This window comes from Marinobacter sp. L-80 (assembly GCF_056859395.1).
Window position 1 is genome coordinate 698,724 of record NZ_JBSXOI010000077.1, and the last position, 22,508, is coordinate 721,231.

Sequence of the window (22,508 nt, forward strand, 5' to 3'; positions counted from 1 at the left end):
CTCAGCCCGACTTACGGGCCACATACACGGTGTTGAACGATTCCCTGTTCTGAAATGGATTGAAGAAGGATACGACATGGCAGGCCACATCGGTGAACACCTCGTTGAGAACGGCCATGAACTCGTCATCTTCGCCCTCGTTCGACCACATGGCAAACACCCCTCGGGGCTTCAGTTGCCGCGCCATCAGCCGCAGGTTGTTGGCTGTGTAGAAGCTGGCACTGGAATCGTGCAGCAGCGCCCGGGGGGAATGGTCGATATCCAGAAGAATGGCATCGAATGGCTTGCCGGGGTTCTTCGGATCGAAACCACCCTCTGCCGGATCGGCAATTGCCAGGTCGAAGAAACTGCCATGGACGTAGCGGTTCCGGGGATCGGCATTCAGATCTTTACCAAGAGGCACCAGCTCCTGCTGATGCCATCCGATAACGGGTTTCAGATACTCAACCACCAGCAGTTCGGCAACACGCTCGTGCCTGAGCGCCGCCACCGCGGTGTAACCCAGGCCCAGGCCACCAACAACTACCCGGAGATCATCGCCCTCGGTTTCGCCCAGCCCGATATCAGAGAGAGCCACTTCGGCATCCACGAACATGCTGGACATCAGGAATTCCTCGCCCAGCTTCACCTCGTAAATATCCCGGTCACCAATGGCCGGAATCCGGCGCCGGCGCAGAGTGATCTCGCCGATTACCGAAGGCTGGCTGTCAATCTGTTCGAAAAGCAGTCCCATCTGTTCAGACCTTGCGAGTGGATTCATCAAGACAGGAACGCAGAATACTCCGCATCTTCTCCGAGCCCAGCTCGTTCATCAGTTCAATGTTTCTCTGCGGGATCCCATCCACATCAGGATAACTGTCAATCGCCGCTTCCAGACTGGCTTCCCGCAAGAGGTGCAGCATGGGAAATGGCGACCGATTGGTGTAGTTCTCCGCCGCATCGGGCTCGGTGCCCGCAAACTGGTAATCCGGGTGGAAACTGGCGATTTGGTAAACGCCTTCCATATCCAGATACGCCAGCAAACCATCAGCCGCATCAAGGAATTCATTGTAGGGCCCGAAGTCCTGCAATACACCCGGATGGATCAACAGCGTGGTTTCAATCTCCGGCTCGTCTTCAAGTCGTTGAAGCTCCGAGTGCAGGGCCTGCAGCAGCTCGTCTTCCGTTTCGGCTTCAGAAACCACAAACCGTAGCCGGTTCCGCACCAGTTCCCGTTTGGCGAACGGGCACAAGTTGTAGCCGACCACGACGTCTTCAACCCATTTGCGGGTAGCACTAATGACTTCAGTCTCGCCCATTTTTCCGTATCCGTTGTTTTGTTTGAGGCTCACTCACAGGTTAGAGCGGGCGTGTGGGACTGGCTTTCCAAAACTGTGCGGAGCCAGGGATGGCGGAGCCCAAGCGCCCCATGGATGGGCCGCAAGGAGCGTGTTTTGGAAAGCCAGTCCCACATGACCGCCTGCACCCAACCCTGAGCCTTAGAAGTACCCCTGGCTCCGAAGATAATCATCATAAGAGCCACTGAAATCAGTCACCCCATCAGCCTTAAGCTCAATAATTCGCGTAGCCAGCGAAGAAACAAACTCCCGATCATGGCTGACGAAAATCAGTGTACCCGGATAGTTCTCCAGCGCCAGGTTCAGTGCCTCGATGGACTCCATATCCAGGTGGTTCGTGGGCTCATCCATCAGCATCACATTGGGCTTCTGCAGAATCAGCTTGCCGAACAGCATCCTGCCCTGCTCTCCGCCCGAGATCACACGCACCGATTTCCCGATATCGTCACCGGAGAACAGCATGCGGCCCAGGGTGCCGCGCACCAGCTGTTCGCCACCCTTGGTCCACTGGGCCATCCAGTCGGTCAGGGTTTCATCCTCGGCAAAGTCCGCCGTGTGGTCCTGGGCGAAGTAGCCCACTTCCGCGCTGTCGGTCCACTTCACCTCGCCACTGTCGGGCGTGTAGGCCCCTGACATGCATTGCAGAAGCGTGGTTTTGCCGATGCCGTTGGGACCGATGATGGCGATTCGCTCGCCGGCTTCGACCTGCAGGTTCAGATTCTTGAACAGGGGCTTATCATCAAAGCCCTTGGTCATGTTCTTGAGAGTCACCGCCTGACGGTGAAGTTTCTTGCCCTGTTCAAAACGGATAAACGGGCTCACCCGACTTGAGGGCTTCACCTCTTCCAGCTGGATCTTGTCGATCTGGCGGGCACGGGAGGTAGCCTGCTTGGCCTTGGAGGCGTTGGCCGAAAAGCGGCTGACAAACTGCTGCAGTTCGGCAATCTGCGCCTTTTTCTTGGCGTTGTCCGACAGCATACGCTCGCGAGCCTGGGTGGCGGCGGTCATGTATTCGTCGTAGTTGCCCGGGAACAGGCGCAGTTCGCCATAGTCCAGATCCGCCATGTGGGTGCACACGCTGTTCAGGAAGTGGCGGTCGTGGGAAATGATAATCATGGTGCTGTTGCGGGCCACCAGTATGTTTTCCAGCCAGCGGATGGTGTTGATGTCCAGGTGGTTGGTGGGCTCGTCCAACAGCAACACATCAGGATCGGAGAACAGCGCCTGGGCCAGCAACACCCGCAGCTTCCAGCCCGGTGCCAGCGCGCTCATTGGGCCGTTGTGTTGCTCCAGCGGAATATCCAGGCCAAGCAACAGCTCGCCGGCGCGGGCATCGGCGGTATAGCCGTCCATTTCAGCGAACTGGACTTCCAGGTCCGCGACCGCCATCCCGTCTTCTTCGCTCATCTCGGGCAGGGAATAGATCCGATCACGCTCTTTCTTGACGTTCCAGAGTTCCTCATGGCCCATGATCACGGTATCGATCACCGAGCAATCCTCATAGGCAAACTGGTCCTGGCGCAGTTTACCCAGACGGACATTGGGCTCCAGCATGACCTGGCCGGCGGAGGGCTCGAGATCGCCACCCAGGATTTTCATCAGTGTGGACTTGCCACAGCCATTGGCCCCGATCAGGCCATAGCGATTACCGTTACCAAATTTGGCGGAGACGTTTTCAAACAGGGGTTTAGCCCCGAATTGCATGGTGATATTGGCGGTGGAGATCAAGAAACAAACCTGTCGATGTGGGGCCGGGCATGCGCCGGCGAAAAGAAAGCCGGCATTGTACAGGTTTGCCCGGTGGACTGTGAGGCCGCAGAAACACGGATAAAAAGGGCTTGCCTCTGACGAGCTCTGCGGGCAGCATTCCGGTTCTGATGTATACATTCATCCGACACAAGGACATTGATCATGGCACAGGCTACAGCGCGTCACATTCTGGTAGACAGCGAAGCGAAATGCGAAGAACTGAAAAAGGCGATTGAAGGCGGACAGGACTTTGCCGAAGTGGCAAAGCAGCACTCCTCCTGCCCCTCCGGTCGCAACGGCGGAGATCTTGGCTCCTTTGGCCCGGGCCAGATGGTTCCCGAGTTCGACAAAGCGGTTTTCAACGGTGAAGTGAACACCGTTATCGGTCCGGTCAAGACCCAGTTTGGTTATCACCTGCTGGAAGTGACCAGCCGCAGCTAATGATTCCTGGTTCCATACCGGGACTGCAAACCACTGGCCGGCGGCTACCGCTGCTGGCCGGTGCCGCTTCTCTGCTCATCGCGCCTTTTCTGTTTGTCGGCGGGCCTGACTGGGCCTCGGGGCCACTTCTCAAATCGGCCTGGAACCTTGGCCACATCCTTCTGTTTGCACTACTCACTCTGGCGGTCAGACCCTGGCAGTGGCTAAGTGGCTGGCGTCTATGGCTCGCGGTTACCGTCGTCTTGCTGGTGCTCGGAATTGGTATCGAGTTGATCCAGGGCGGACACAATCGCGACATGGATGGGCGGGACCTCCTGCGCAACCTGATTGGCAGTTGGCTGGTTATCGCATGGCGCCCCTTGCTTACATCAGAGCGGCGAAACTCTCTCGGCGAAGGCCTGGTGGCCGCATCCGTTGCGCTGCTACTGTGTCTTGAGCTGGGAGCTACCGGCATGGTGGCTGCCCGGCAATGGCAGGTACACCAACAACTTCCTCTGCTATACGATTTCACCCATCAGGATCCCGGCGCATTCTGGACCGGCAGGCTCACGGTCTCTGCCGACCACTCGCTGAATAATGCGCAGAGCCTGAAACTTGATCTGGGCACTGAAACCTACTCGGGGGTCTCACTCAACAATCTCCCGGCCGATTGGCATGATTACGAAACACTGAGCATCACCCTGTTCAATCCCTCAACCGCTCCCCTGACGCTGACGCTTCGAATCAATGACGTAGCCCATGACCGCAGCGATCATGCCTACAACGACCGCTACAACACCCGCCTGACACTGGGTCCTGGTTCCAATACCTTCACCCTGAAACTGGCCGACATCGAAAACGCTCCCGATGGCCGGTCCATGGATATGTCCCAAGTCAGAAGAATGGGGCTTTTTGCGGTTCGCCTGCCCGAGCCACGCACTGTTTGTCTGTTGGATCTGAGACTGGACTAACCGAGCGTCCAGGGATTATCGGTTATCGGTTCGGCGCCAGCGTCGGTGACCAGAATCGTTTCGCTACACCCAATGCCCCATTGCCCGGGAATACGCAAACAGATGGGCAGGTGGAAAACCATGCCCGGTCGAAATTCCACATTGCCACCCCTGGCGATGAACCCCGAGCCCTCAACCCAGGATGGCGGGAACTGGGCGCCCACCGTGTAGCCAAATACCCCGGAGAAAAATACCTTTCCGGCCAATGGCTGGAGCGCCTTCTCAGCGTTCTGGGCAGCCTGGTCGAAAGTAACTCCCGGGCAGATCGACGTCAGCAGGGTGTCCACAATCCGACGGCAGCCGTCATGGACCCGACGCATTTCAGTCGATGGGTCGCCACCAGCAACCACGGTCTGCATCATGGGTGCGGTGTAGCGGTTCCAGGCCGAGCCGAATTCCAGAAAAACAGGGTCGCCTTTCTGCACCACCGTACGTTTGTGATTGCAGTGGATCACGCTGCTGCGACGGCCGGTAACAACAATTGGCTGCATGCTCATGAATTCACTGCCGGCCGCCAGCAGCGCCCTCGCGCCTTCGGCGGCTATGTCATTATCAGTGACGCCCGGCTGGACCGCGGCCACGGCCGCCCTGAAACCTTCGGCTGTTATCCGGGCGCTTTCACGCAGGCAACGGATTTCGGCATCGGACTTGACGATCCGGATCTGCTTCAACAGACCGCCGTTATTCAGAAATCTTACTCCGGGCATCCGAGCTTGCAGGCCTTCCAGCACGCCCTGGCGCAGAGAGCCATGCCAGGCATCAATACCCACGGTCTCCACGCCGTCGTTCAGGGCCTGAACCAGTGGTTCCAATACCTCGCCGATGCCTTCCCACCGGTATCCGCTGACCCGGGCGACCCGGGTTGTCATCATCGCAGGCCCCATCTCGATAGACGGCACCTGCAAAAGCAGGTCCTCCTGGGTAACCACCAGGGCCACGTGAACGGATACTTCAAAAGTGCTATAGCCGGTCAGGTAAAAAATATCCGAAGGATCGGTCAACAGCAGGGCGCCAAAATCCTCCCGGGCCATCCCGTCCCGGACACGAGCAAGACGCTCGTCGAACTCCTGCTCCGGAAACGGACACTCCAGCCCCCTCAGTTGTGAGGACAAGGCTTCCTGATAGGCATTGAAATCCATAACGACACTCCTCACTCGCATATACTAGGGAGATTGGACCCTATTCTGGCTTTGCACAAACCCCGAGCAAGAAATTATTCCAGCATCACATTGACTCAGAACGGCAACCGAGGGGATTCACTGACCGCCTGGTGATTCCGGACTGAAGAACCGCGACATCTGCTTGCCTATGCTTTCCACCGGCTCGGTAATCGCCTGCTGGATGCTGTTGGTTACAACTTTCGAGAAAGCCGAGCCGGCAGAGCTCTCCAGGAACTCCAGGTAGAGATCCATCTCCTGGGCACCGATGTTCTGGTAGGTATACAGATAGCTGTCGTAAACCTGCTGACCTACCACGCCCCTGAGCATGCTGCGCTGGCTTTCAATGCGTTGGCGCAGCTGCTCGTAATTGGCCGAATCACTGCTGAACGCCGCCATTGCCGTTGCCAGGCCGAGCTGCACTGCGATCGTTGTATCCACCGCGCTTTCTGTGGCCCGCGCAGCCCGATCAAACCGATCGAACATTTCCGCTTTGCGCGTGCCCTTGTACCGGCTATTCAATTCCATGGCACTGGACTGGATTTTCGGCCAGGCCGAGGGTTCCGAAGCTGCAATCTCGGCCGAAGAAATCTTTCTGGCCACAGGGGTTTCGTACCAGTCATGGACTGCCTGGAGCTGTGAATCCGTGAGTTTGGCTTGCAGATCGTTAATGATCTGCTGCTCGATATCCACGGAATTGAAACCGCTGCTCACGATGTTCCCGATGGTATTGGCCATCATTGGAGGAAGCTGACCATTCTGTTTGAGTCCTTCCCGGATTCCCTGGCTCATCATGGCCGGGTAACGGGCCACAATATCGTCAACAGGCGATACTTCCAGCACCTCGCGGGCATCCGGCGCTGCCTGGGCAGTACCAGTAACAAGAAGTGCTGTGATTAAAAGAGGTTTAATTATGGGAAATCGCGTCATTTACCTATCATCCCGAGTGAATCATTGATTCCCTTATGCCATGGGTTCGAGGCAGGCAGCAAGCAATCCCGCGGCCCTGGAGATGACGGTTTGGTAGGAATGCGAAAGAAACGTACCCGCAAGACCAAAAGTCGGCAACTGGCTCTGGAAACCTGGAAAAGCCGGGCAAGATGGTATGGGCTTCCAATGCTGGGGCTGCTGATGGGTCTCTGGGCAACGCTCCGCTTCAGCCTGTTGGCACCGGATCCTCCGGCAAACCCGGAGAACATCTGTGAAATCTTCCGGGAACACCCGGTGTGGTATGACTACGCCAACGACTCCAGGCAACGCTGGGGCACACCCATCGCCACCCAGTTAGCGTTTGTCTATTACGAGTCGTCATTCCGCAGCCATGCGCGTCCACCACGCACACTGCTCTGGGGCTTTATTCCCTGGACCAGGCCCACAACCGCATACGGTTATGCCCAGGCCCTCGACCCGGCGTGGCGGGAATACCTGCAGGCCAATGGCGAAGGCTGGTTCACCGTTCGCACCGACATGGAACACGCGCTGGATTTCGTGGGCTGGTACAACCAGCTAAGCCACCGGCAGCTTGGCATTCCCTTCTCGGCCCCCAGAAAGCTGTACCTTGCCTACCACGAAGGCCGGGGCGGATATGCCCGCAGAAGCTTCGAAGAGAAACCGGACGTGATGGATCTGGCCGCCCGGGTACAGACCCGGGCTTTCCGATACGACAATCAGCTGAAAACCTGCGAGCAGGAATTCCAGTGCTGGCGCTGGTACCAGTTCTGGCCGTTCTGCGGCTGACGCTCGTCAGAAAGCGGAAGAAATCTCCATCTGGGACTCCAGTGACTGCAGGCGCTCCACCAGATACTCCATAACGATACGGACCCGGGCCATTTGCTGGGTATCCTGGTTGACGTGCAGCCAGAGATCCACGCTCTCACCCTCCAGCGGGTCCGACAGGCGGCGGAGTTCACGAGTGCTCTCCCCCAGGTAGCAGGGCAAAACCGCCAGGCCGGCACCGGCTTTCGCCAGCGCGTGCATGGATTGCAGGCTGTTGCAGCGAATGAAAGAGGTAACGTTCTTCAACTGTTTTCTGTACCACCGGCCCGTCGCCAGATGGCTGAAGGTTTCATCCGGTATGATCCAGAGGCAACCTTCCGGACGGTTTTCCACGTCCATGTCACGATGCCGCCGGCAATAGCGGGCCGACCCGTAAACGGCGGATTCGATGGAGGCGATTCGCTCGCCTTCCAGAGTTGCCTGCGGCTTGTTCTCGGGCCGCAAGGTGAGATCCGCTTCCCGATGGCTGAGGTTCGCCACATCGTTATCAGTAAGCGTCTCCAGCTCGATATCCGGGAACTCCCGAACCAGCTCGGCCAGGATCGGGCTAAGCAGCGCGCTCATCATTGCGTCTTCAGCCGCCAGCCTGACTTTACCCACCGGCGCCGAATCCTGCCCGACCAGTTTGCGCTCGAGATTTTCCATCTCGATGGCCAGCCGATCCGCCTCCCGGAACGCGGTCTCCCCCACGGGAGTGAGCTGAAGTCCATCCCGGCTGCGTTCAAAAAACTGTACACCCATCGACTCTTCCATCTGGTCGAGTCGCCGTAAAACTGTGGTTTGGTGCACACCCAGTAATTCGCCGGCCTTGGCTAGCGTTCCGCCTATTGCCAGCGCACGTATATATCGAAGATAATCCCAATCCATAGTTACTGCATATTTGCAACGTGAGTACGGATTTTAACGTATTCAAACTGCAAATAAGAACCCTTAGAATCGCTTTTAAATTAAAGGTAGATCCCTAACTAACCTACCTACCAAAATCAATACACTCATTAAAAAGGAGGAAGGCGCTATGACTCAGAACCATATCGCAACCGTAAACCCGCTGCCGTCCAGTATCCTCCACAACAGTGCTGAGGTCAGGCGCCAGTATACCCGTGCTGCGGCAAAGCAGGCGGTACAGTTTTTCAGTCGCAAGATGCGGAGCTTCAACCGGAAAGCAGCAAACGTTGCTCCGGACATGAGCCAGATGCAGGGCGGCCACTAAAACGGCAGCCGAATCTGGCATGAGCGGGGAGATCGCTCAGGCTGAGAACAGAAAGAACATAAGGATTTGAAAACGCCGTTGGCTCCCAGGGAACCAACGGCGTTTTACGTTAGCGGATCAGAATTCCCAAACGACTTTTTTCTTCTGGCTGAACCAGTCGTCCATCTTCTGGTTGTAGAAATCTTCTATCACATTCCGCTTGATCTTCATGGTCGGCGTCAGCATGCCGTTTTCCATAGTCCAGGGCTCCCGAACCACCACGACAAAAGCTACCTTCTCGTGGGACTCGCACTCCGCGTTCACCGCCTCCAGTTCGGCCGCAAGTTCCTGCTCGAGCTCACCGCGATCCATTCCGGTCTCCAGTTCATCCCTGGCCTCTTCCGACAGCAGGACCATCAGGCAAGGCTGCGGCTGGTTGGCACCGGCCACACAGACCACTTCGGCCTTTGGATGATTAAACCGGTTTTCGATGGGCACCGGTACCACGTATTTGCCTTTGGAGGTTTTGAACAGATCCTTTACCCGGCCTGTGATACGGAGGGTGCCGTCCCGGTCGATCTCGCCCATATCTCCGGTTTTCAGGAAGCCATCCTCGGTGAGGTCTTCCTTGGTTTTCTCCTCATTCTTGTAGTAACCCAGCATCTGGCCCGGGCTTTTCACCTGGACTTCTCCGCCCTCTCCGATGCGGTGCTCGACCCCTGGATTCGCCATACCTACCGAACCGGCGCGAGCCTGGCCTGGTCGGTTGGCGTGGGAATAGCCGAAGTTTTCCGACATCCCGTACACTTCCAGCAGCTCGAGCCCAAGGTTGCGATACCAGTTAACGATGTCCGCTGACAGCGGCGCTGCGCCGGTCAGGGCTGCCCGACAATAATCCAGCCCCAGCTGTTTCAAGACCTTCTTCTTCACAAGGCCGCTGATAATGGGGAGACTGAAGAGCAGCTTCTGCTTTTTGGGCGGCAGTTTGGCGTTTACACCAAGATAGAACTTCATCCACAGGCGCGGGACCGAGAAAAACAGCGTCGGCCTTGCCCGCTGCAGGTCCTCCTGGAAAGTATCCAGGGAATTCGCAAAATAGAGATGAAAGCCATAGTAGAGGGACTGCGTTTCGACGGCTGCCCGCTCAGCCACGTGAGCCAGGGGCAGGTAAGAAAGCATGCGCTCGTCAGAGGAAACCGGGAACAGCTGCTGCAGGCCATCAGCTACTGAAATCATGGTCCGGAAGCTGTGCATGACGCCCTTGGGGCGGCCGGTGCTGCCGGAGGTATAGACAATCGTGGCCAGGTTATCCGGATCCGGCAGCTTGGGCTGCGCAGGCGACTGTTCGGCCACAATCTCCGACCACTTGGGCGTATCGTCCCGTGGCGACAGGGGCAGGGAAATGAGCGGCAAGTCTGCCGGAATGTGGTTCTTGATGTCGTTCCAGCCGTCCGCGGTCCCGTCCAGTTTTCCGAGGAACAGGAGCTTTGCCTCACTGTGCTCGAGAACGTAGGCAGCAGTATCTCCGTTGAGCGTGGGATAAAGTGGCACCGAAACATGGCCTGCCGCCCAGATCGCCAGATCGGCCAGGATCCAGTGCGCGCTGTTTTTTCCGAGGATACTGATATTGCTGGGTTCCGGAAGCTTCAGGCTGTCCAGGTAAGCCGCCATGCGGGATACCTGATCGGCTGCTTCTCTCCAGGTAATATCTTCCACCCGGCCATCCGGGTAAGGCTGAGTAAGGTAAACGTTGTCGGGGGTTTCCTCTGCCCAGTAATACAGGCAATGGAGTGAGGTCTGCTTCCGGGGGTCTACCGCCATAAACGGCTCCTTTTTGTTATTGTCCTTCGTGTTTAGGTCATGCCATTGCGATTCATACTAGCGTCATTTCAGACCTGCTCAATAGCGATTAGTGCCCGCGCCATTGGCAAATTAATCCTCGCCCGAGAACTGTTACTCAAAATTTTTCGTAACATTTGTCAAGTTTGAGCTAGTGTGAAGGGTGTACACCCTTCTTTTCGAGCAAATTGGATGTAGCCATGAGCAAACCAAAACGTTCGTTTTTAATCTTTCCGGCCTGGGGCATCATTCTTCTGGGTTCCGGTGCCTTTTTCTACAGCGCCTATGCGGGCATGCTGGGCACCTGACCCGGGAAAACCGTTTTAACGCCGAAACCGGGTTTCGAGGACAACGGCAGAGTTGGTCCTCTCAACTCCCTCAAGGTTGCCAATGTCATCCAGCACGGCGCTCAGTTCCTCCAGGGACTGGGCTTGCACAATGGCAATAAGGTCGTACTCCCCACTGACGGAAAACAGCTGCGATACCTGGCTGATTTGCTCCAGGGCAGCATTGGTTCTGCCGGTGAGCTTCTGGAACACCTTGATCGACACGTGAGCCTCCACCTGGCTCGCCGAAAACTCACCCCCCAACTGAACCGAGTAACCACGGATGACACCGCTGGCCTCCAGCCGCGCGATACGGTTCTGCACCGTCGACCGTGACACATGCATGGCTTTGGCGAGCTCGGTGACACTGGTCCGGGCATTCTGCCGCAGCAGCATTAGCAGTTTCTGGTCCCGTGAACTAATCATATTGCCGAACCCACTTTACAATTTGCATCCATTGTAGATCATTTCGATCATTCTGCAGCTGCATTATGGCGCTGACGGCTTTCATACTGGGCCCAAAACAATGCCCAGGAAGATCGCCATGATAATTCGACCGATTACCCCCAAGGATCTTGACGCCCTTATGCAGATCGCAGTGGAATCCGGCCCCGGCTTCACCTCGCTGATGCCGGATCGCGATGCCCTGAGCCGCAAGATCGATCATTCGGTTGAGAGCTTCGCACGGACTGTGACCACTCCCGGCGATGAGCATTATCTTTTTGTGCTTGAAGACAGTGCGACCGGCCAGATTATGGGGACCACCGGCATAGAAGCTGCTGCTGGCTTATCCCGCCCGCTCGAGCATTTCCGCCGTAACGCGGTTATCCATCACGAGGAAGATCCCCGGAAACGTCACGTCGAGGAAAGCCTTACCCGATGCCAGCATTACACCGGCTGCACCGAGGTATGCTCGCTGTATCTTCGGCCCGGATTTCGCCGGGCCAATGCGGGCAAGCTCCTGTCACGGGTTCGCTTTCTGTTCATGGCACTGCACCCGGAGCGTTTTGCGGACACCGTTATTGCAGAAATGCGCGGCGTTTCAGACCATGCCGGCCAATCCCCGTTCTGGGACTGGCTCAAACATCACGTAGCAGATCTTGATTTCATGTCTGCCACACAGCTGGCCTGCTGTGGCCAGAGCGGTTTTGTTGAACGCTTTATCCCCGCAACGCCATTGTTCACCCGGCAGATGACCGATGCAGCCAGGGCGGTTATCGGCCAGGTCCATGAAGATACGCGCCCTGCCCGACACATGCTGGAGCGCGAAGGTTTTCGCCACCGGGGCTTAGTGGATCTTCTGGATGGAGGGCCAACACTGGAGTGCGCCAGATCGGACATCGCCAGCGTGCGCGATACCCTTCTTACCCGCGCAAGGCTACAGAAAGGCAACCGGAGTTCCTGGAATATTGCTGGAAACACCGTTGGATCCGCTATAGTTGCCAATGCTGGCTGTTCGGGCTTCAGGGCTACGGTAACCGAGCAGGTCCTGCCGAACCCCGATGCCAATAGCCTGTCAGTGCCAGAGCAACTGGCGAACGAACTGAACCTTGGCGGATATAGCCTGGCCTGCTATCTGCCACTGAGCCAGTCCAGGGAAGAGTCACGGGGACGTCAACAGCCCTGCCAAAAACCGGTTACTGAGGAGATTCGCTATGCACACTGATCCGGACACCCTGTTTGCGAGACTCTGGGAGTCGTACCGCCAGGTAACCCCTTCGGCCGATCGCATACATAAAATCCTGGGCGCCGAAGAGGGGCAGGCCATCGTCAACGACCACATTGCGCTTCGCACCTTCAACCTGGACCCTGTTCGGCTGGACGCTCTGGCAGAGCATTTTCTCAGCCTCGGCTATGAAGAAGGTGGCGAATACCACTTCGAGGCCAAAAAGCTTTATGCCCGCCACTATGAGCACCCCTCCCGGGAACTGCCCAAGGTGTTTATTTCCGAGCTGCTTGTAGAGCAATGCTCGCCGGAGCTGCAATCGGTGGTTAAAAGTCTTGTCGGCCAGGTAAAGCCGGAGGCGGTTACTGCCGATGATTTTCTCTATTCGGGTCGCCATTGGGCGGTCGACTACGACACCTACCGCCAGCTGATGAAGGAAAGCGAGTACGCCGCCTGGATGGCCGCCTGGGGCTACCGCGCAAACCATTTCACGGTCAGCATCAACCATCTGGAACAGTTCGGTTCGGTTCCGGAAATCAATCAGTTGCTGAAAGATCATGGCTATACGGTGAATTCATCCGGCGGTGAAGTAAAAGGCTCCCCGGAAGACTTGCTGGAGCAGTCCTCAACCATGGCCGACCGGGTGCCGGTTACCTTTACCGACGAGACGGTAACCATACCCAGTTGTTTCTACGAATTTGCCCTGCGTTATCCGAAACCGGATGGCCGGCTCTACTCGGGCTTCGTAGCGGCATCGGCCGACAAGATCTTCGAGAGCACGAACGCCGGCAGCTGAGTCTGCGTGCAAAGACTCGCGGTCACGACCACCCCTGTTCACCGATCAGGGGAACGAACCGGACTGCGCCGAGGTCCTCGGTCCGGAATTCGTTCTCTGTCAGCCGGGTAATACGTTCCAGCGACTGAACCGAATGCTCCGACCCCACCGGTATGACCAGGTGCCCGCCAACCGCCAGCTGATGCTTCAATGATTCCGGCACCGATGGCGCACCGGCAGCCACGATGATGCCATCGAAAGGCTGGTGCTCGGACCAACCTATTGTGCCATCGCCACAGCGAACCCGGACATTGTCAAAACCCTCGGCGGCCAGCGTTCGGGCTGCGCGATCGGCCAGTTCCCGAACCCGTTCGATGCTGAACACCTCGCTTGCAATACAGCCCAGAACGGCAGCCGCGTAACCCGAACCTGTGCCGATATCCAGAACCCTTTCTCCACCCTCCAGATCCAGTGCTTCCGTCATCAACGCCACGATGTAAGGCTGTGAAATGGTCTGCCCCGCACCGATCGGAAGAGGACCATCATCGTAGGCGCAGTCCTTCATACGTTCTGGAATGAAGCGCTCACGCGGCACCCGACCCATGGCCTCCAGCACCAGCGGCGACCCGATTCCACGGGCTCGAAGCTGATAATCCACCATGGACGCTCTCTGCAACTCGAAGCCATTGTCCTGATTCATGACGCTCTTCCTGCCCCTGGTCTGGCTGCTTACCGGCCGTTACAAAGCAGTAACTTTTTTACAACGGCGCGCTTGAGATTATCTGTCTACTTTTTAGACATCGGTAATGACACATACAACCACCGAATGCCAAAAACAACAAACGGACAACGGGTCCACGAACCGGCCAACCCGTTGCCGAGGAGGAGAAATGTCGACATCCGTAAACCACCTCGACGAACGCACGCGGGACTCCGCAGAGCTGCTCGAAGAGATCATGCCCTCTGCCATTACCCTGGCCATGATGCTTCGTCACCGTAAAATGGCGGCCTGGCTACGCACCGAATTTGATGGATATCAGGATGTTGCTGCCGCACCGCCTTATCGTAGGCAGCTACACGGGCACATTGTTGCCAAATCCCCCCAGTATGGTTGGATCCCCGCTCCAGTAGATGATCAGCAAAAAGAGGAGTTTGGCTACATGGATCTGCTCGAGGGCGTGAAAGCTCTTGAGAAAACCTGTGTGAGTTGCAAAAAGGGCAACGGCAACCGGGTTTTGCTGGAAAAAGACGAGATGGCCGTGTTGCAGAAGCAGATCAACCTGACCGCCGAGCTGGCCATCAACCTGAGTCGCGACGTTTATTGCCGGCTCCTCAGGACCGTTCGGGCTGCAATCTACCTCTGGACCCAGGAACTGATGGCCGAGGGCATTGCCGGGGAGCACAACCACTACAGTCCGGACGAGCGCGCCAAAGTTGCGCACCTGGACGACCCCGAGAAGTTCTGGCGACGGGCCATGGACGAAGTCGACAGCCTGCCAATACCAGACGTGCGGGTGACCGGTTTCTTTGAACGGGTATTCGGGCGCGCAGGCTGAGGCTCGCGCCCTGGCTGCTACCAGAGCACGCTAACAATACCGACGCTGCTAACCAGCAGCAGCACGGTTCCCAGCAGACGGAAGAACACCGGAGTCTCCGCCTGGAGAATACGGTCATGGGCGTAGAGCCCGATGACGTGGCCGATGGCTGCGCATGGCAGCAGCCAGAGGTGATGGATAAGTTGCAGATCGATGCCGGCCCAGACGAAAGCGGCCATCTTGATCAGCACCAGAATGAACCAGAGCGCGAACAAGGTATCCCGCAGTTTTTCTTTGGGCAGGTGCTGAGCTGCCACGGCAATGATCAGGGGCGCACCGATCAGGGAAGTGCCACTGATGTATCCGCCCACCATGAGGAATATCGCGTCGACCGCTTTGCTGCCACTGCGAAACGGTCGGTTGATGATGTAGGAAACAGAATAAAGCGCCACGATAACGAAAATGATGGCACTCAGGATGTCACTGGGCATGGTAATCAACCCGAACACACCAATCAGCTTGGGCACAATCATGATGGCGAGGATCCGCCACAGGTATTGCCAGTCGACAGTGCCCGAGCCCGCCTCGCGTTGCTTGCCTGCCCCGGTGCGATTGTTCATCCAGATTGTCAGGGATGAAAACACCAGGAGGTGGACCGCAATGATCGGCAGAAAGACGAGCGGTTGATCAAGAACCAGCAACAGAAATGGCAGGGACAGAACGGCGCCACCGAATCCCAGCCCGGAGCGGACAAAACCACTCCAGACGAAAATCAGGGCAATCAGCAGATATTGGTAAATCGCGAGATCAGACATGGATTCCCGGTTGTCGTCAAAAGGGCCGTCGTTTATCCGGAACTGGTCTAAGCTCAGTTAGTTGCGAAGAAAAACAACATTCCCCGGAGGATGTGAATGGCCCTGTCATGGAAACAAAAGTTCCTGCTGTTGATTGTTGCAACGCTGATTGGTCTGGCGATTGCCACTCTGGCCTCCCTGAGCGGGCTCGGCAAGGTATCTGACGCTTATGAGGCCCGAAGCGAAGCAAGAGCCTATGAATCCGCGTCCCTGACCCTGCTGAACGACTGGCTGGCACTCGAGAGAACGAGTGAGAATCTGGAACCGAACCAGGTTGAGAACTATCAGGAGAGACTGGCGTCGCTCGCGGTCCAGTCGTCGGCGCTCAGTGAATCCGCCGGAACCCTGCCGGGTGACGCGGTAAAGACCACTGCACAACAAATCCAGGAGCAGGTTGCGGAGTATACCCGACTTCGCACCGAATGGCTGGCCCTGAATCAACAGCTAGGCCTCACTCCGTCCAGCGGTCTGAGAGCAACAATGTCCGAAGCCATAAACGACAGGCTTCGGCAAATCAGCATTTCCATCTTCAACGACGACATCAACACCATCGCCTCCACCTACCGCGACTACCTGTCTACCTTCGATGCGACCTACGCCGAGTCAACCCGTGAGGCCCTGGCGCGGATGCAGACCACCGTCACCGAGATGGACTGGCAGGAAATTGACATCGGCCAGGCTGTCCAGGCGTTCGCCAATGCCTTTTCCGATGCCGAATCGCTCATCGCCAACCTGTCTGCCATTGAGAACCAACTGTCAGCCACCGGCACCCGTATTCGCGATCTGATTGCCGAGCAGAACACCCTCCTCCGCCAGGACATTATTGTGGCAACCAGCCAGCAGGCCGAAGAGGCCCGCGCCGCCTCAACCTGGCTGATCATTGCAACCGCTGCTGCGGTGGTGATTATCCTTATCCTGACCCTGACGACCGCCTCAAGAACACTGGTGAAACGACTCAATGAGACCGTAAACCTGCTCACCCGGGTCGCCGGCGGTGACCTCAGTCAGCGCCTTGAGCCAGGCAGGAATCCGAACGATGAATTTAATCGCCTGGGCGAAGCGGCCAACAAGATGCTGGACGATGTCTCGGACGTTATCGGGCAAGTCGTCGAGGGTAACCGCACGCTGTCATCGCTTCAGGTTGAACTGGATGCTCTAGTAGAGCAGATGGGCAGAAACGGCGAGCAAGTTGAAGACGAGACCGAGCAGACCGCCACTGCGGTTCAGGAAATCTCCCACACGGCGGTCGATATTGCCCAGTACACCCAGTCAGTCAATGACGCTGTTCAGAGCGCCAACGGTGCCGCCCATTCCGGTGCCGAGGTGGTCAGGCAAAGCGCGAAAACCATGACCGAACTGGCTGAAAGAATCCAGAAAACCCACGATCAGGTCAGCCAGCTGAGCAAAACCGGCGAGAAGGTCAATTCCATCGTTGGCGTAATCAACGGCCTGGCTGAACAGACTAACCTGCTGGCCTTGAATGCTGCGATTGAGGCGGCAAGAGCCGGCGAGGCCGGACGCGGTTTCTCGGTTGTTGCCGACGAAGTTCGGTCCCTCGCAGAGAAGACCGTATCGGCAACCAACGGGATTGCCGAGATCGTGGAATCCCTCAACCGTGAAACCCAGGCCATTTCCAGACTGATGAAAGAGGGCCTGACTTCCGCAGGTGAGGGAGAGGAAAGCTCGAGAGAGGCGGCACACTCGATCGAACAGATCACCGGCTCGATACAACAACTGGCTGGCGACATGAATCAGGTGGTGTCCTCTGTTGAGGGGATATCAACGACCACCGAGGAAATCGCCCAGAAGGTGGAGCAGATCCACGGGCACACCCGGGAAACCTCGGATATCCGCCAGAAGCTCAACGCCCATATCGGACGACTATCATCCCAGGTAACCACCCTGACCCAGGCATCACAGGGCTTCCGTCTGTAACAGTGGGCCCTGGACAGGTTGCACGGCAGGGTTCCAGGCGTTAGCATGCTCGATACTGTACATTTAAACAGTATCGAGCATGCCCATGAAAACTCGCGCCACGGCCCTGAATCCCCACAACCGGTTCCAGCCCATTGTCACTGACCGGGAGGCAGACCATGACTGGTATCACGACCCCGAAGACGACCTGAACCCCGATACGCTCGCTACGGAAGTCGTCCTTGAGACCGCAAAATCCATAATCAGTCGAAATACGTCACCGGACGTACCGTTCGACCAATCGATCAATCCATACCGTGGCTGCGAGCATGCCTGCATTTACTGTTTCGCCCGCCCTACCCACGCCTATTGGGACATGTCACCGGGGCTGGATTTCGAAACCCGGCTGATCGCCAAACCCAACGCCGCCGCCCGCCTGAGAGAAGAGCTCGACAGGCCCGGCTACCGGGTGTTGCCCATCGCCCTGGGCGTCAATACGGATGCCTACCAGCCACTGGAGCGGGACCAGAGGATTACCCGCCAGGTGCTGGAAGTTCTGGCCGAGTATCGCCACCCGGTGTCGATCATTACCAAGGGCGCGCTCATCCTCAGAGACCTTGATCTGCTCCGCGAAATGGCTTCTGATGGGCTCTGCTCTGTGCGGATCAGCCTCACCAGCCTGAGCAACGATCTGAAACGACGCATGGAGCCGAGGACAGCCGCACCGGGCACCCGCCTCAAGATGATCAGGCAGCTCTCGGAGGCCGGCATTCCGACCGGTATCATCCTCGGGCCGGTAATCCCCTTCATCAACGATCACGAAATCGAGTCAATTCTGGAAGCCGCGGCAGAGGCGGGCGCCACCCGTGCCAGCTGGATCATGCTGCGTTTACCCCATGAACTGGACGAGCTGTTCCAGGACTGGCTGCAGCGGCACTTCCCGCAAAGGGCCGAGCATGTGATGAACCGAATGAGCGACCTCAGGGGCGGCAAGAGTTATGACGCCACCTTCGGCCGCAGAATGACGGGCACGGGCCCTTACTCGGACCTGATTCGCCAGCGTTTCACCAAAAAAGCACGGCGTTTGGGGCTGAACCTCCATGCAGAAGAACCGCTGCGAGGTGATCTTTTCCGGCGGCCAGGTGGGGAACAAATGCCGCTGTGGTAGCATCAGACTATTGCACTTTACCACCGCGATTAACGCCTCTCAGGGAAGAGGTGGAGAACACCCATGCATGGATTCAGACGTTTTTCCCTCGCCACAACATTGTTTGCCCTGCTGGGCACCCTCTGGCACCCCGTTTGCCTGGCAGCCGATGAAGCCATTGTTGCCAGGATTGAGGCCATGGAAGCCGGCTTCCCGGTTCAGGTGCTCGGAAGCCGGTTAATGGCCCACCAGGCACTGTCAGCCTTTTACGGGGCCAACGGATACCAGCCAGCATGGAAATCGGCTGAGCTTCGCCGGCAGTTGATTGATTCGGTTGAACAAGCCAGTCATGACGGTCTGAACCCGGCTGACTATCACGCGGATATTCTCTCGGGCCTGGCACTCAGACCCATGAGCGATTTCTCTGAAGACCTGAGGGCCGATCTGGATCTGCTGTTCTCTGATGCTTTTCTGATGCTCAGCTCACACATGCTGGTCGGCAAGGTCAACCCGCAGACGGTTCACGCCGAATGGACCGCCAACAGGCGCCAGCGCCAGATGGAATCCGTTTTAAAGGATGCGTTGCAGCGCTCGGATATAACCGGCACGCTGGATTCGCTGCGTCCGGCCGATCCCGCTTACCGGAAGTTGATGGCTGCAAGGCAGGACCTGACCAGACTGCTGGGCCAGCCCTGGTTACCTCTGGCCTTGCGCCCGACCATTCGGCCCGGCGACAGGGATGAGCGGCTGAATGAGGTCCGCCGACGACTCTCTCTATTGGGAGAGCTTGCAGAATCACCGGCAACAGTCACAGATCCGCGTGACTACGACGCGGAGCTTGAATCTGCGGTCATGCGCTTCCAGGCCCGACATGGGCTTGAAGCCGATGGCCTTATCGGGAAGGACACCCTGACAGCACTGAACCTGATACCGGTGGAACGCCTGCGCCACATTGACGCCACGCTCGAACGATGGCGGTGGCTGCCGGAATCCCTCGGCGACACCTATGTCCTGGTCAATATCGCCGGATTTGAACTGAAAATGGTGGAAAACGGCGAAGAAGTACTGCGCAAACGAGTGATCGTCGGCCAGCCCTTCCGCCAAACGCCGGTGTTCTCCGATCGCATCCGGTATCTGGTGTTCAATCCCACCTGGACCGTACCGCGAACGCTGATGATTCAGGATCAATTGCCCCGGATTCTCCGCGATCCGGACTATCTCTCCCGACTCAATATCAGCGTTTACCGTGGCTGGGGCACTGACCGGGAAAGAGTGGACCCGCTGGAGGTTAACTGGCCGTCACTGAATCGGAACAACTTCCCGTACCAGTTGGTGCAGGAACCCGGCCCTCAGAATGCCCTGGGTCAGATCAAGTTCATGTTTCCGAACCAGTACGATGTTTACCTGCACGATACGCCGGGGCGCGGCCTGTTTTCCCGGGCCGAGCGTTCATTCAGCTCTGGCTGCATCCGGGTTGAGCAACCTTTTGATCTTGCAGAGCGACTTCTGGCGTCGGCGCCCGACTGGTCCCGGGAAAAGATTGACCGGGTGGTTTCCGAGGCACAACCCCAGACTGTCGTGCTCCCGGAGCCGGTGCCTGTGCACATCCAATACTGGACCTCCTGGGTAGATAACGAGGGCAGGCTGCAGTTCCGCAATGATTTATACAACCGCGATGCCCGCCTGATTGATCAGCTCCGTGGAACCGCCGAGGGGGATACGCGCTACAATACTCCGGTAGCCGGCTCGGGCCCGGCACAGGACAAGCTCTGAAACAGGATACGCGCATCAGTTGAGGAGATATCATGAAACAGACCCTGCTATTGGTTTTCGGGATACTCTTACTGCAGGGATGTCAGTCGCTGCCGCCCGCCGAAGACGAAATTGACGGAGACACCGTTTTCGTCAGCGCCAACCATTGTCTCAACGAATACCTGGATGATCTTGAAAAGGTTCACTACGGTCCCTGTCTCAAGGTCATTGCGATAAATGGCAATGAGCCGGCTGTAAGAGAAGACGGATTCATTGAACTACCGGCAGCGACAGCGCTGACCATTGGCGTGAGCTGCGTTTATCGCCACGCCGACGGCTCGCCTATTCCGGCAACCATGGAAAACGTAGACTTTGCCGTGAGCAAAAACACGTTCGCAAAAGCCGGCCAACGCTGGTATCTCCACGCTCACAAACAGGCCCGTAGAGTTGTCGGCTGTGAACCCACCCTGTCTCGCTCGGTCTATCCCACCAACGACACGGACTGATTCTTCATGACTAACAAAATCGATATCCACTATTGCACCGGTTGCCGCTGGCTTCTGCGCTCGGCCTGGATGGCGCAGGAGCTGCTGACAACCTTCGAAGGCGAGATCAGTGAATTGAGCCTGCACCCCGGCACTGGCGGTATTTTCGAGGTGTGGGTCAATGGCAAGCGGGTCTGGTCCCGCAAGCAAGACGGCGGCTTCCCGGAAATTACCAAACTCAAGCAATTGGTTCGCGACCAGGTTGCACCGGAACGCTCCCTTGGCCATTCCGACACCAAAACCGGCACCTCAGAATAATCATTCAAAAATACTGACAGGCTGTGTCGATATTCTTCGCTTTTAGAGAAGGCGCTGCGCCCCGATAGTACTCCTCGTCCAATTCAACAACATGAAAGGGTATCTATGAGCGACGTGATGCAATCCATCAAATTCAACACCATCGAGGTACCTAATCGATTCGCCCTGGCACCAATGACACGCACCAGTGCGGAGCCGGACGGCGCCCCGAATGCCCTGATGGCAGACCATTACGAACGCTACGCGAGGGGCGGCTTTGGTCTGGTGATCACCGAGGGAACCTATACCGATGACAAGGCAAGCCAGGGCTATGCCAACCAGCCCGGCATCATCAACGAAGCGCAGATAGATGGCTGGAAGACCATTGTCGAACGGGTACACGCCGCAGGCAGCAAGATCATCGTTCAGTTGATGCACGCCGGCGCGCAGTTCCAGGCCAACCGTTTCACCGACCAGCCACAGGGGCCCAGCGAAGTTACCCCAAAAGGCGCCCCGCTTGGTTTCTATGGCGACCAGACTGAGTGGCAAACGCCCAGCGCCATGACCAAGACCGACATTCAGGCGGCGGTTGAAGGTTTTGCACATTCCGCCGCCAATGCGAAAGCTGCCGGCTTCGATGGCATTGAGATTCACGGGGCCAACGGCTATCTGTTGAATCAGTTCCTGAGCACCTACTTTAACCAACGCGACGATGAGTACGGTGGGTCACTGGAAAACCGGCTGCGCCTGGTGGTTGAAGTGGTCCGTGCGATTCGCGAGGCCGTTGGCGAGGACTTCACCGTAGGCATCCGCCTGTCTCAGGGCACGGTCACTGATCCAGACCACCAGCTGCCGGAGGGTGAAGCCGGATTCCGTCAGATTGTGGAAGCGGTCCGCGATGCAGGTGCCGATTTCGTCCATACAACCGACGGTGACGTTAACCGGAAGCATTTTGTAGAGGGTGATGAGAGCCTGGCTGGCGTGGCCGCCAGCGTTGAAGGGATCGGTCTTATCCTCAATGGCAACATTGATGAAACCAACTGCCAGGATGTGGCCAACCAGTTCCCGGACGCGTTGCTTGCGGTGGGCAAGAAGGCGCTCGCAAACCCGGACTTCGTGCAGCGCCTCAAAGACGGCAAAGAGATTGCAGACATCGATTTCGCGATGCTGCAACCGAAGGCCACCATTTCCAACGAGCTGGCCTGGCGCGAGCAGAACGCCGCCTGATCGCTTTTCTCTCCCGAGAAATGCAGCCGGAGGAACCCACAGCGGGGCCTCCG

The 22,508-nt window shown here is 57.4% G+C and carries 23 protein-coding genes; 13 read left to right on the forward strand and 10 right to left on the reverse strand.

The features are described from left to right. Position 1: 1 nt before the first annotated feature. The 3 genes from AC13E3_RS22835 to AC13E3_RS22845 all read right to left on the reverse strand — a co-directional run bounded on the left by AC13E3_RS22835 (position 2) and on the right by AC13E3_RS22845 (position 3,065). The gene (locus AC13E3_RS22835; protein ID WP_482902595.1) at positions 2-733 is read right to left on the reverse strand and encodes a polyamine aminopropyltransferase; all 732 of its coding nucleotides are present in this window, start codon (positions 731-733) and stop codon (positions 2-4) included. A gap of 4 nt (positions 734-737) precedes the next feature. Beyond that, positions 738-1,298: a DUF1415 domain-containing protein gene (locus AC13E3_RS22840; protein ID WP_482902596.1), complete on the reverse strand. Its 561-nt coding sequence runs from the start codon at positions 1,296-1,298 to the stop codon at positions 738-740. 180 nt (positions 1,299-1,478) lie between these two features. Further along, positions 1,479-3,065, reverse strand: a complete 1,587-nt coding sequence (locus tag AC13E3_RS22845) for an ABC-F family ATPase (RefSeq protein ID WP_008173914.1) — start codon at positions 3,063-3,065, stop codon at positions 1,479-1,481. Positions 3,066-3,248: 183 nt separating this feature from the next. Here AC13E3_RS22845 and AC13E3_RS22850 point away from each other — a divergent pair, with 183 nt between their 5' ends. Then, complete coding sequence (locus AC13E3_RS22850) at positions 3,249-3,527, forward strand: peptidylprolyl isomerase (RefSeq protein ID WP_088556638.1); 279 nt, start codon at positions 3,249-3,251, stop codon at positions 3,525-3,527. Further along, complete coding sequence (locus AC13E3_RS22855) at positions 3,527-4,477, forward strand: succinyl-CoA synthetase subunit beta (RefSeq protein WP_405416792.1); 951 nt, start codon at positions 3,527-3,529, stop codon at positions 4,475-4,477. The genes AC13E3_RS22850 and AC13E3_RS22855 overlap by 1 nt, the downstream gene beginning before the upstream one ends. On the opposite strand, the gene AC13E3_RS22860 is transcribed toward AC13E3_RS22855, so the two are convergent. After that, complete coding sequence (locus AC13E3_RS22860; RefSeq protein ID WP_273069495.1) at positions 4,474-5,655, reverse strand: M24 family metallopeptidase; 1,182 nt, start codon at positions 5,653-5,655, stop codon at positions 4,474-4,476. The genes AC13E3_RS22855 and AC13E3_RS22860 overlap by 4 nt on opposite strands. A gap of 117 nt (positions 5,656-5,772) precedes the next feature. Then, positions 5,773-6,603, reverse strand: coding sequence for a DUF2059 domain-containing protein (locus AC13E3_RS22865; protein ID WP_482902597.1), 831 nt, complete (start codon positions 6,601-6,603; stop codon positions 5,773-5,775). A gap of 99 nt (positions 6,604-6,702) precedes the next feature. Here AC13E3_RS22865 and AC13E3_RS22870 point away from each other — a divergent pair, with 99 nt between their 5' ends. Continuing rightward, positions 6,703-7,410, forward strand: a complete 708-nt coding sequence (locus tag AC13E3_RS22870) for a transglycosylase SLT domain-containing protein (RefSeq protein ID WP_008173907.1) — start codon at positions 6,703-6,705, stop codon at positions 7,408-7,410. A 6-nt stretch (positions 7,411-7,416) separates the two neighbouring features. On the opposite strand, the gene AC13E3_RS22875 is transcribed toward AC13E3_RS22870, so the two are convergent. Continuing rightward, positions 7,417-8,316, reverse strand: a complete 900-nt coding sequence (locus AC13E3_RS22875; RefSeq protein WP_014577912.1) for a LysR family transcriptional regulator — start codon at positions 8,314-8,316, stop codon at positions 7,417-7,419. Between the two features lie 148 nt (positions 8,317-8,464). Between AC13E3_RS22875 and AC13E3_RS22880 the strand changes: the two genes are divergently transcribed. Further along, positions 8,465-8,659, forward strand: a complete 195-nt coding sequence (locus AC13E3_RS22880; protein WP_039882018.1) for a hypothetical protein — start codon at positions 8,465-8,467, stop codon at positions 8,657-8,659. A gap of 117 nt (positions 8,660-8,776) precedes the next feature. Here AC13E3_RS22880 and AC13E3_RS22885 read toward each other — a convergent pair whose 3' ends face one another. Together AC13E3_RS22885 and AC13E3_RS22890 are read right to left on the reverse strand one after the other, a co-directional pair. After that, positions 8,777-10,459 (reverse strand): AMP-binding protein, encoded by a 1,683-nt coding sequence (locus AC13E3_RS22885; protein ID WP_008173905.1) that lies wholly within the window; start codon positions 10,457-10,459, stop codon positions 8,777-8,779. A 341-nt stretch (positions 10,460-10,800) separates the two neighbouring features. Next, on the reverse strand, positions 10,801-11,229 hold the full coding sequence (locus AC13E3_RS22890; protein ID WP_338355524.1) for an Lrp/AsnC family transcriptional regulator: 429 nt from the start codon (positions 11,227-11,229) through the stop codon (positions 10,801-10,803). Positions 11,230-11,347: 118 nt separating this feature from the next. Between AC13E3_RS22890 and AC13E3_RS22895 the strand changes: the two genes are divergently transcribed. Next, positions 11,348-12,469: an arginine N-succinyltransferase gene (locus tag AC13E3_RS22895; RefSeq protein WP_405416798.1), complete on the forward strand. Its 1,122-nt coding sequence runs from the start codon at positions 11,348-11,350 to the stop codon at positions 12,467-12,469. Continuing rightward, positions 12,459-13,265, forward strand: coding sequence for a DUF1338 domain-containing protein (locus AC13E3_RS22900; protein ID WP_008173898.1), 807 nt, complete (start codon positions 12,459-12,461; stop codon positions 13,263-13,265). The genes AC13E3_RS22895 and AC13E3_RS22900 overlap by 11 nt, the downstream gene beginning before the upstream one ends. 22 nt (positions 13,266-13,287) lie before the next feature. Here the strand turns inward: AC13E3_RS22900 and AC13E3_RS22905 are convergent, their stop codons facing one another. Beyond that, a complete protein-coding gene (locus AC13E3_RS22905; RefSeq protein ID WP_053112769.1) occupies positions 13,288-13,944 on the reverse strand; it encodes a protein-L-isoaspartate(D-aspartate) O-methyltransferase in 657 nt (218 codons plus the stop codon). A 190-nt stretch (positions 13,945-14,134) separates the two neighbouring features. On the opposite strand from AC13E3_RS22905, the gene AC13E3_RS22910 reads away from it, so the two are divergent. Beyond that, positions 14,135-14,800 (forward strand): AbiTii domain-containing protein, encoded by a 666-nt coding sequence (locus tag AC13E3_RS22910; RefSeq protein ID WP_008173893.1) that lies wholly within the window; start codon positions 14,135-14,137, stop codon positions 14,798-14,800. Positions 14,801-14,817: 17 nt separating this feature from the next. Here the strand turns inward: AC13E3_RS22910 and AC13E3_RS22915 are convergent, their stop codons facing one another. Next, positions 14,818-15,594 (reverse strand): TSUP family transporter, encoded by a 777-nt coding sequence (locus AC13E3_RS22915; protein ID WP_424005244.1) that lies wholly within the window; start codon positions 15,592-15,594, stop codon positions 14,818-14,820. A gap of 96 nt (positions 15,595-15,690) precedes the next feature. Between AC13E3_RS22915 and AC13E3_RS22920 the strand changes: the two genes are divergently transcribed. The 6 genes from AC13E3_RS22920 to AC13E3_RS22945 all read left to right on the forward strand — a co-directional run bounded on the left by AC13E3_RS22920 (position 15,691) and on the right by AC13E3_RS22945 (position 22,455). Beyond that, on the forward strand, positions 15,691-17,568 hold the full coding sequence (locus tag AC13E3_RS22920) for a methyl-accepting chemotaxis protein (RefSeq protein WP_008173889.1): 1,878 nt from the start codon (positions 15,691-15,693) through the stop codon (positions 17,566-17,568). Between the two features lie 85 nt (positions 17,569-17,653). Beyond that, positions 17,654-18,715, forward strand: coding sequence for a PA0069 family radical SAM protein (locus tag AC13E3_RS22925; RefSeq protein WP_008173887.1), 1,062 nt, complete (start codon positions 17,654-17,656; stop codon positions 18,713-18,715). Positions 18,716-18,778: 63 nt separating this feature from the next. Beyond that, entirely contained in the window at positions 18,779-20,467 is a 1,689-nt protein-coding gene (locus AC13E3_RS22930) for a L,D-transpeptidase family protein (protein WP_092033583.1), read from the forward strand. A 32-nt stretch (positions 20,468-20,499) separates the two neighbouring features. Next, the gene (locus tag AC13E3_RS22935; RefSeq protein WP_008173883.1) at positions 20,500-20,952 is read left to right on the forward strand and encodes a hypothetical protein; all 453 of its coding nucleotides are present in this window, start codon (positions 20,500-20,502) and stop codon (positions 20,950-20,952) included. A 6-nt stretch (positions 20,953-20,958) separates the two neighbouring features. Beyond that, positions 20,959-21,249, forward strand: a complete 291-nt coding sequence (locus AC13E3_RS22940; protein ID WP_062781607.1) for an Rdx family protein — start codon at positions 20,959-20,961, stop codon at positions 21,247-21,249. Between the two features lie 105 nt (positions 21,250-21,354). Continuing rightward, a complete protein-coding gene (locus tag AC13E3_RS22945) occupies positions 21,355-22,455 on the forward strand; it encodes an oxidoreductase (protein WP_482902598.1) in 1,101 nt (366 codons plus the stop codon). The last annotated feature ends 53 nt before the right edge of the window (positions 22,456-22,508 follow it).

Coding starts and splice junctions, on each gene's coding strand:
- AC13E3_RS22840 (WP_482902596.1), bottom strand. CDS start 1,298: ATGGGCGAGACTGAAGTCATTAGTGCTACCCGCAAATGGGTTGAAGAC.
- AC13E3_RS22880 (WP_039882018.1), top strand. CDS start 8,465: ATGACTCAGAACCATATCGCAACCGTAAACCCGCTGCCGTCCAGTATC.
- AC13E3_RS22935 (WP_008173883.1), top strand. CDS start 20,500: ATGAAACAGACCCTGCTATTGGTTTTCGGGATACTCTTACTGCAGGGA.
- AC13E3_RS22870 (WP_008173907.1), top strand. CDS start 6,703: ATGCGAAAGAAACGTACCCGCAAGACCAAAAGTCGGCAACTGGCTCTG.
- AC13E3_RS22885 (WP_008173905.1), bottom strand. CDS start 10,459: ATGGCGGTAGACCCCCGGAAGCAGACCTCACTCCATTGCCTGTATTAC.
- AC13E3_RS22920 (WP_008173889.1), top strand. CDS start 15,691: ATGGCCCTGTCATGGAAACAAAAGTTCCTGCTGTTGATTGTTGCAACG.
- AC13E3_RS22875 (WP_014577912.1), bottom strand. CDS start 8,316: ATGGATTGGGATTATCTTCGATATATACGTGCGCTGGCAATAGGCGGA.
- AC13E3_RS22915 (WP_424005244.1), bottom strand. CDS start 15,594: ATGTCTGATCTCGCGATTTACCAATATCTGCTGATTGCCCTGATTTTC.
- AC13E3_RS22910 (WP_008173893.1), top strand. CDS start 14,135: ATGTCGACATCCGTAAACCACCTCGACGAACGCACGCGGGACTCCGCA.
- AC13E3_RS22925 (WP_008173887.1), top strand. CDS start 17,654: ATGAAAACTCGCGCCACGGCCCTGAATCCCCACAACCGGTTCCAGCCC.
- AC13E3_RS22900 (WP_008173898.1), top strand. CDS start 12,459: ATGCACACTGATCCGGACACCCTGTTTGCGAGACTCTGGGAGTCGTAC.
- AC13E3_RS22940 (WP_062781607.1), top strand. CDS start 20,959: ATGACTAACAAAATCGATATCCACTATTGCACCGGTTGCCGCTGGCTT.
- AC13E3_RS22930 (WP_092033583.1), top strand. CDS start 18,779: ATGCATGGATTCAGACGTTTTTCCCTCGCCACAACATTGTTTGCCCTG.
- AC13E3_RS22860 (WP_273069495.1), bottom strand. CDS start 5,655: ATGGATTTCAATGCCTATCAGGAAGCCTTGTCCTCACAACTGAGGGGG.
- AC13E3_RS22905 (WP_053112769.1), bottom strand. CDS start 13,944: ATGAATCAGGACAATGGCTTCGAGTTGCAGAGAGCGTCCATGGTGGAT.
- AC13E3_RS22835 (WP_482902595.1), bottom strand. CDS start 733: ATGGGACTGCTTTTCGAACAGATTGACAGCCAGCCTTCGGTAATCGGC.
- AC13E3_RS22855 (WP_405416792.1), top strand. CDS start 3,527: ATGATTCCTGGTTCCATACCGGGACTGCAAACCACTGGCCGGCGGCTA.
- AC13E3_RS22945 (WP_482902598.1), top strand. CDS start 21,355: ATGAGCGACGTGATGCAATCCATCAAATTCAACACCATCGAGGTACCT.
- AC13E3_RS22890 (WP_338355524.1), bottom strand. CDS start 11,229: ATGATTAGTTCACGGGACCAGAAACTGCTAATGCTGCTGCGGCAGAAT.
- AC13E3_RS22895 (WP_405416798.1), top strand. CDS start 11,348: ATGATAATTCGACCGATTACCCCCAAGGATCTTGACGCCCTTATGCAG.
- AC13E3_RS22850 (WP_088556638.1), top strand. CDS start 3,249: ATGGCACAGGCTACAGCGCGTCACATTCTGGTAGACAGCGAAGCGAAA.
- AC13E3_RS22865 (WP_482902597.1), bottom strand. CDS start 6,603: ATGACGCGATTTCCCATAATTAAACCTCTTTTAATCACAGCACTTCTT.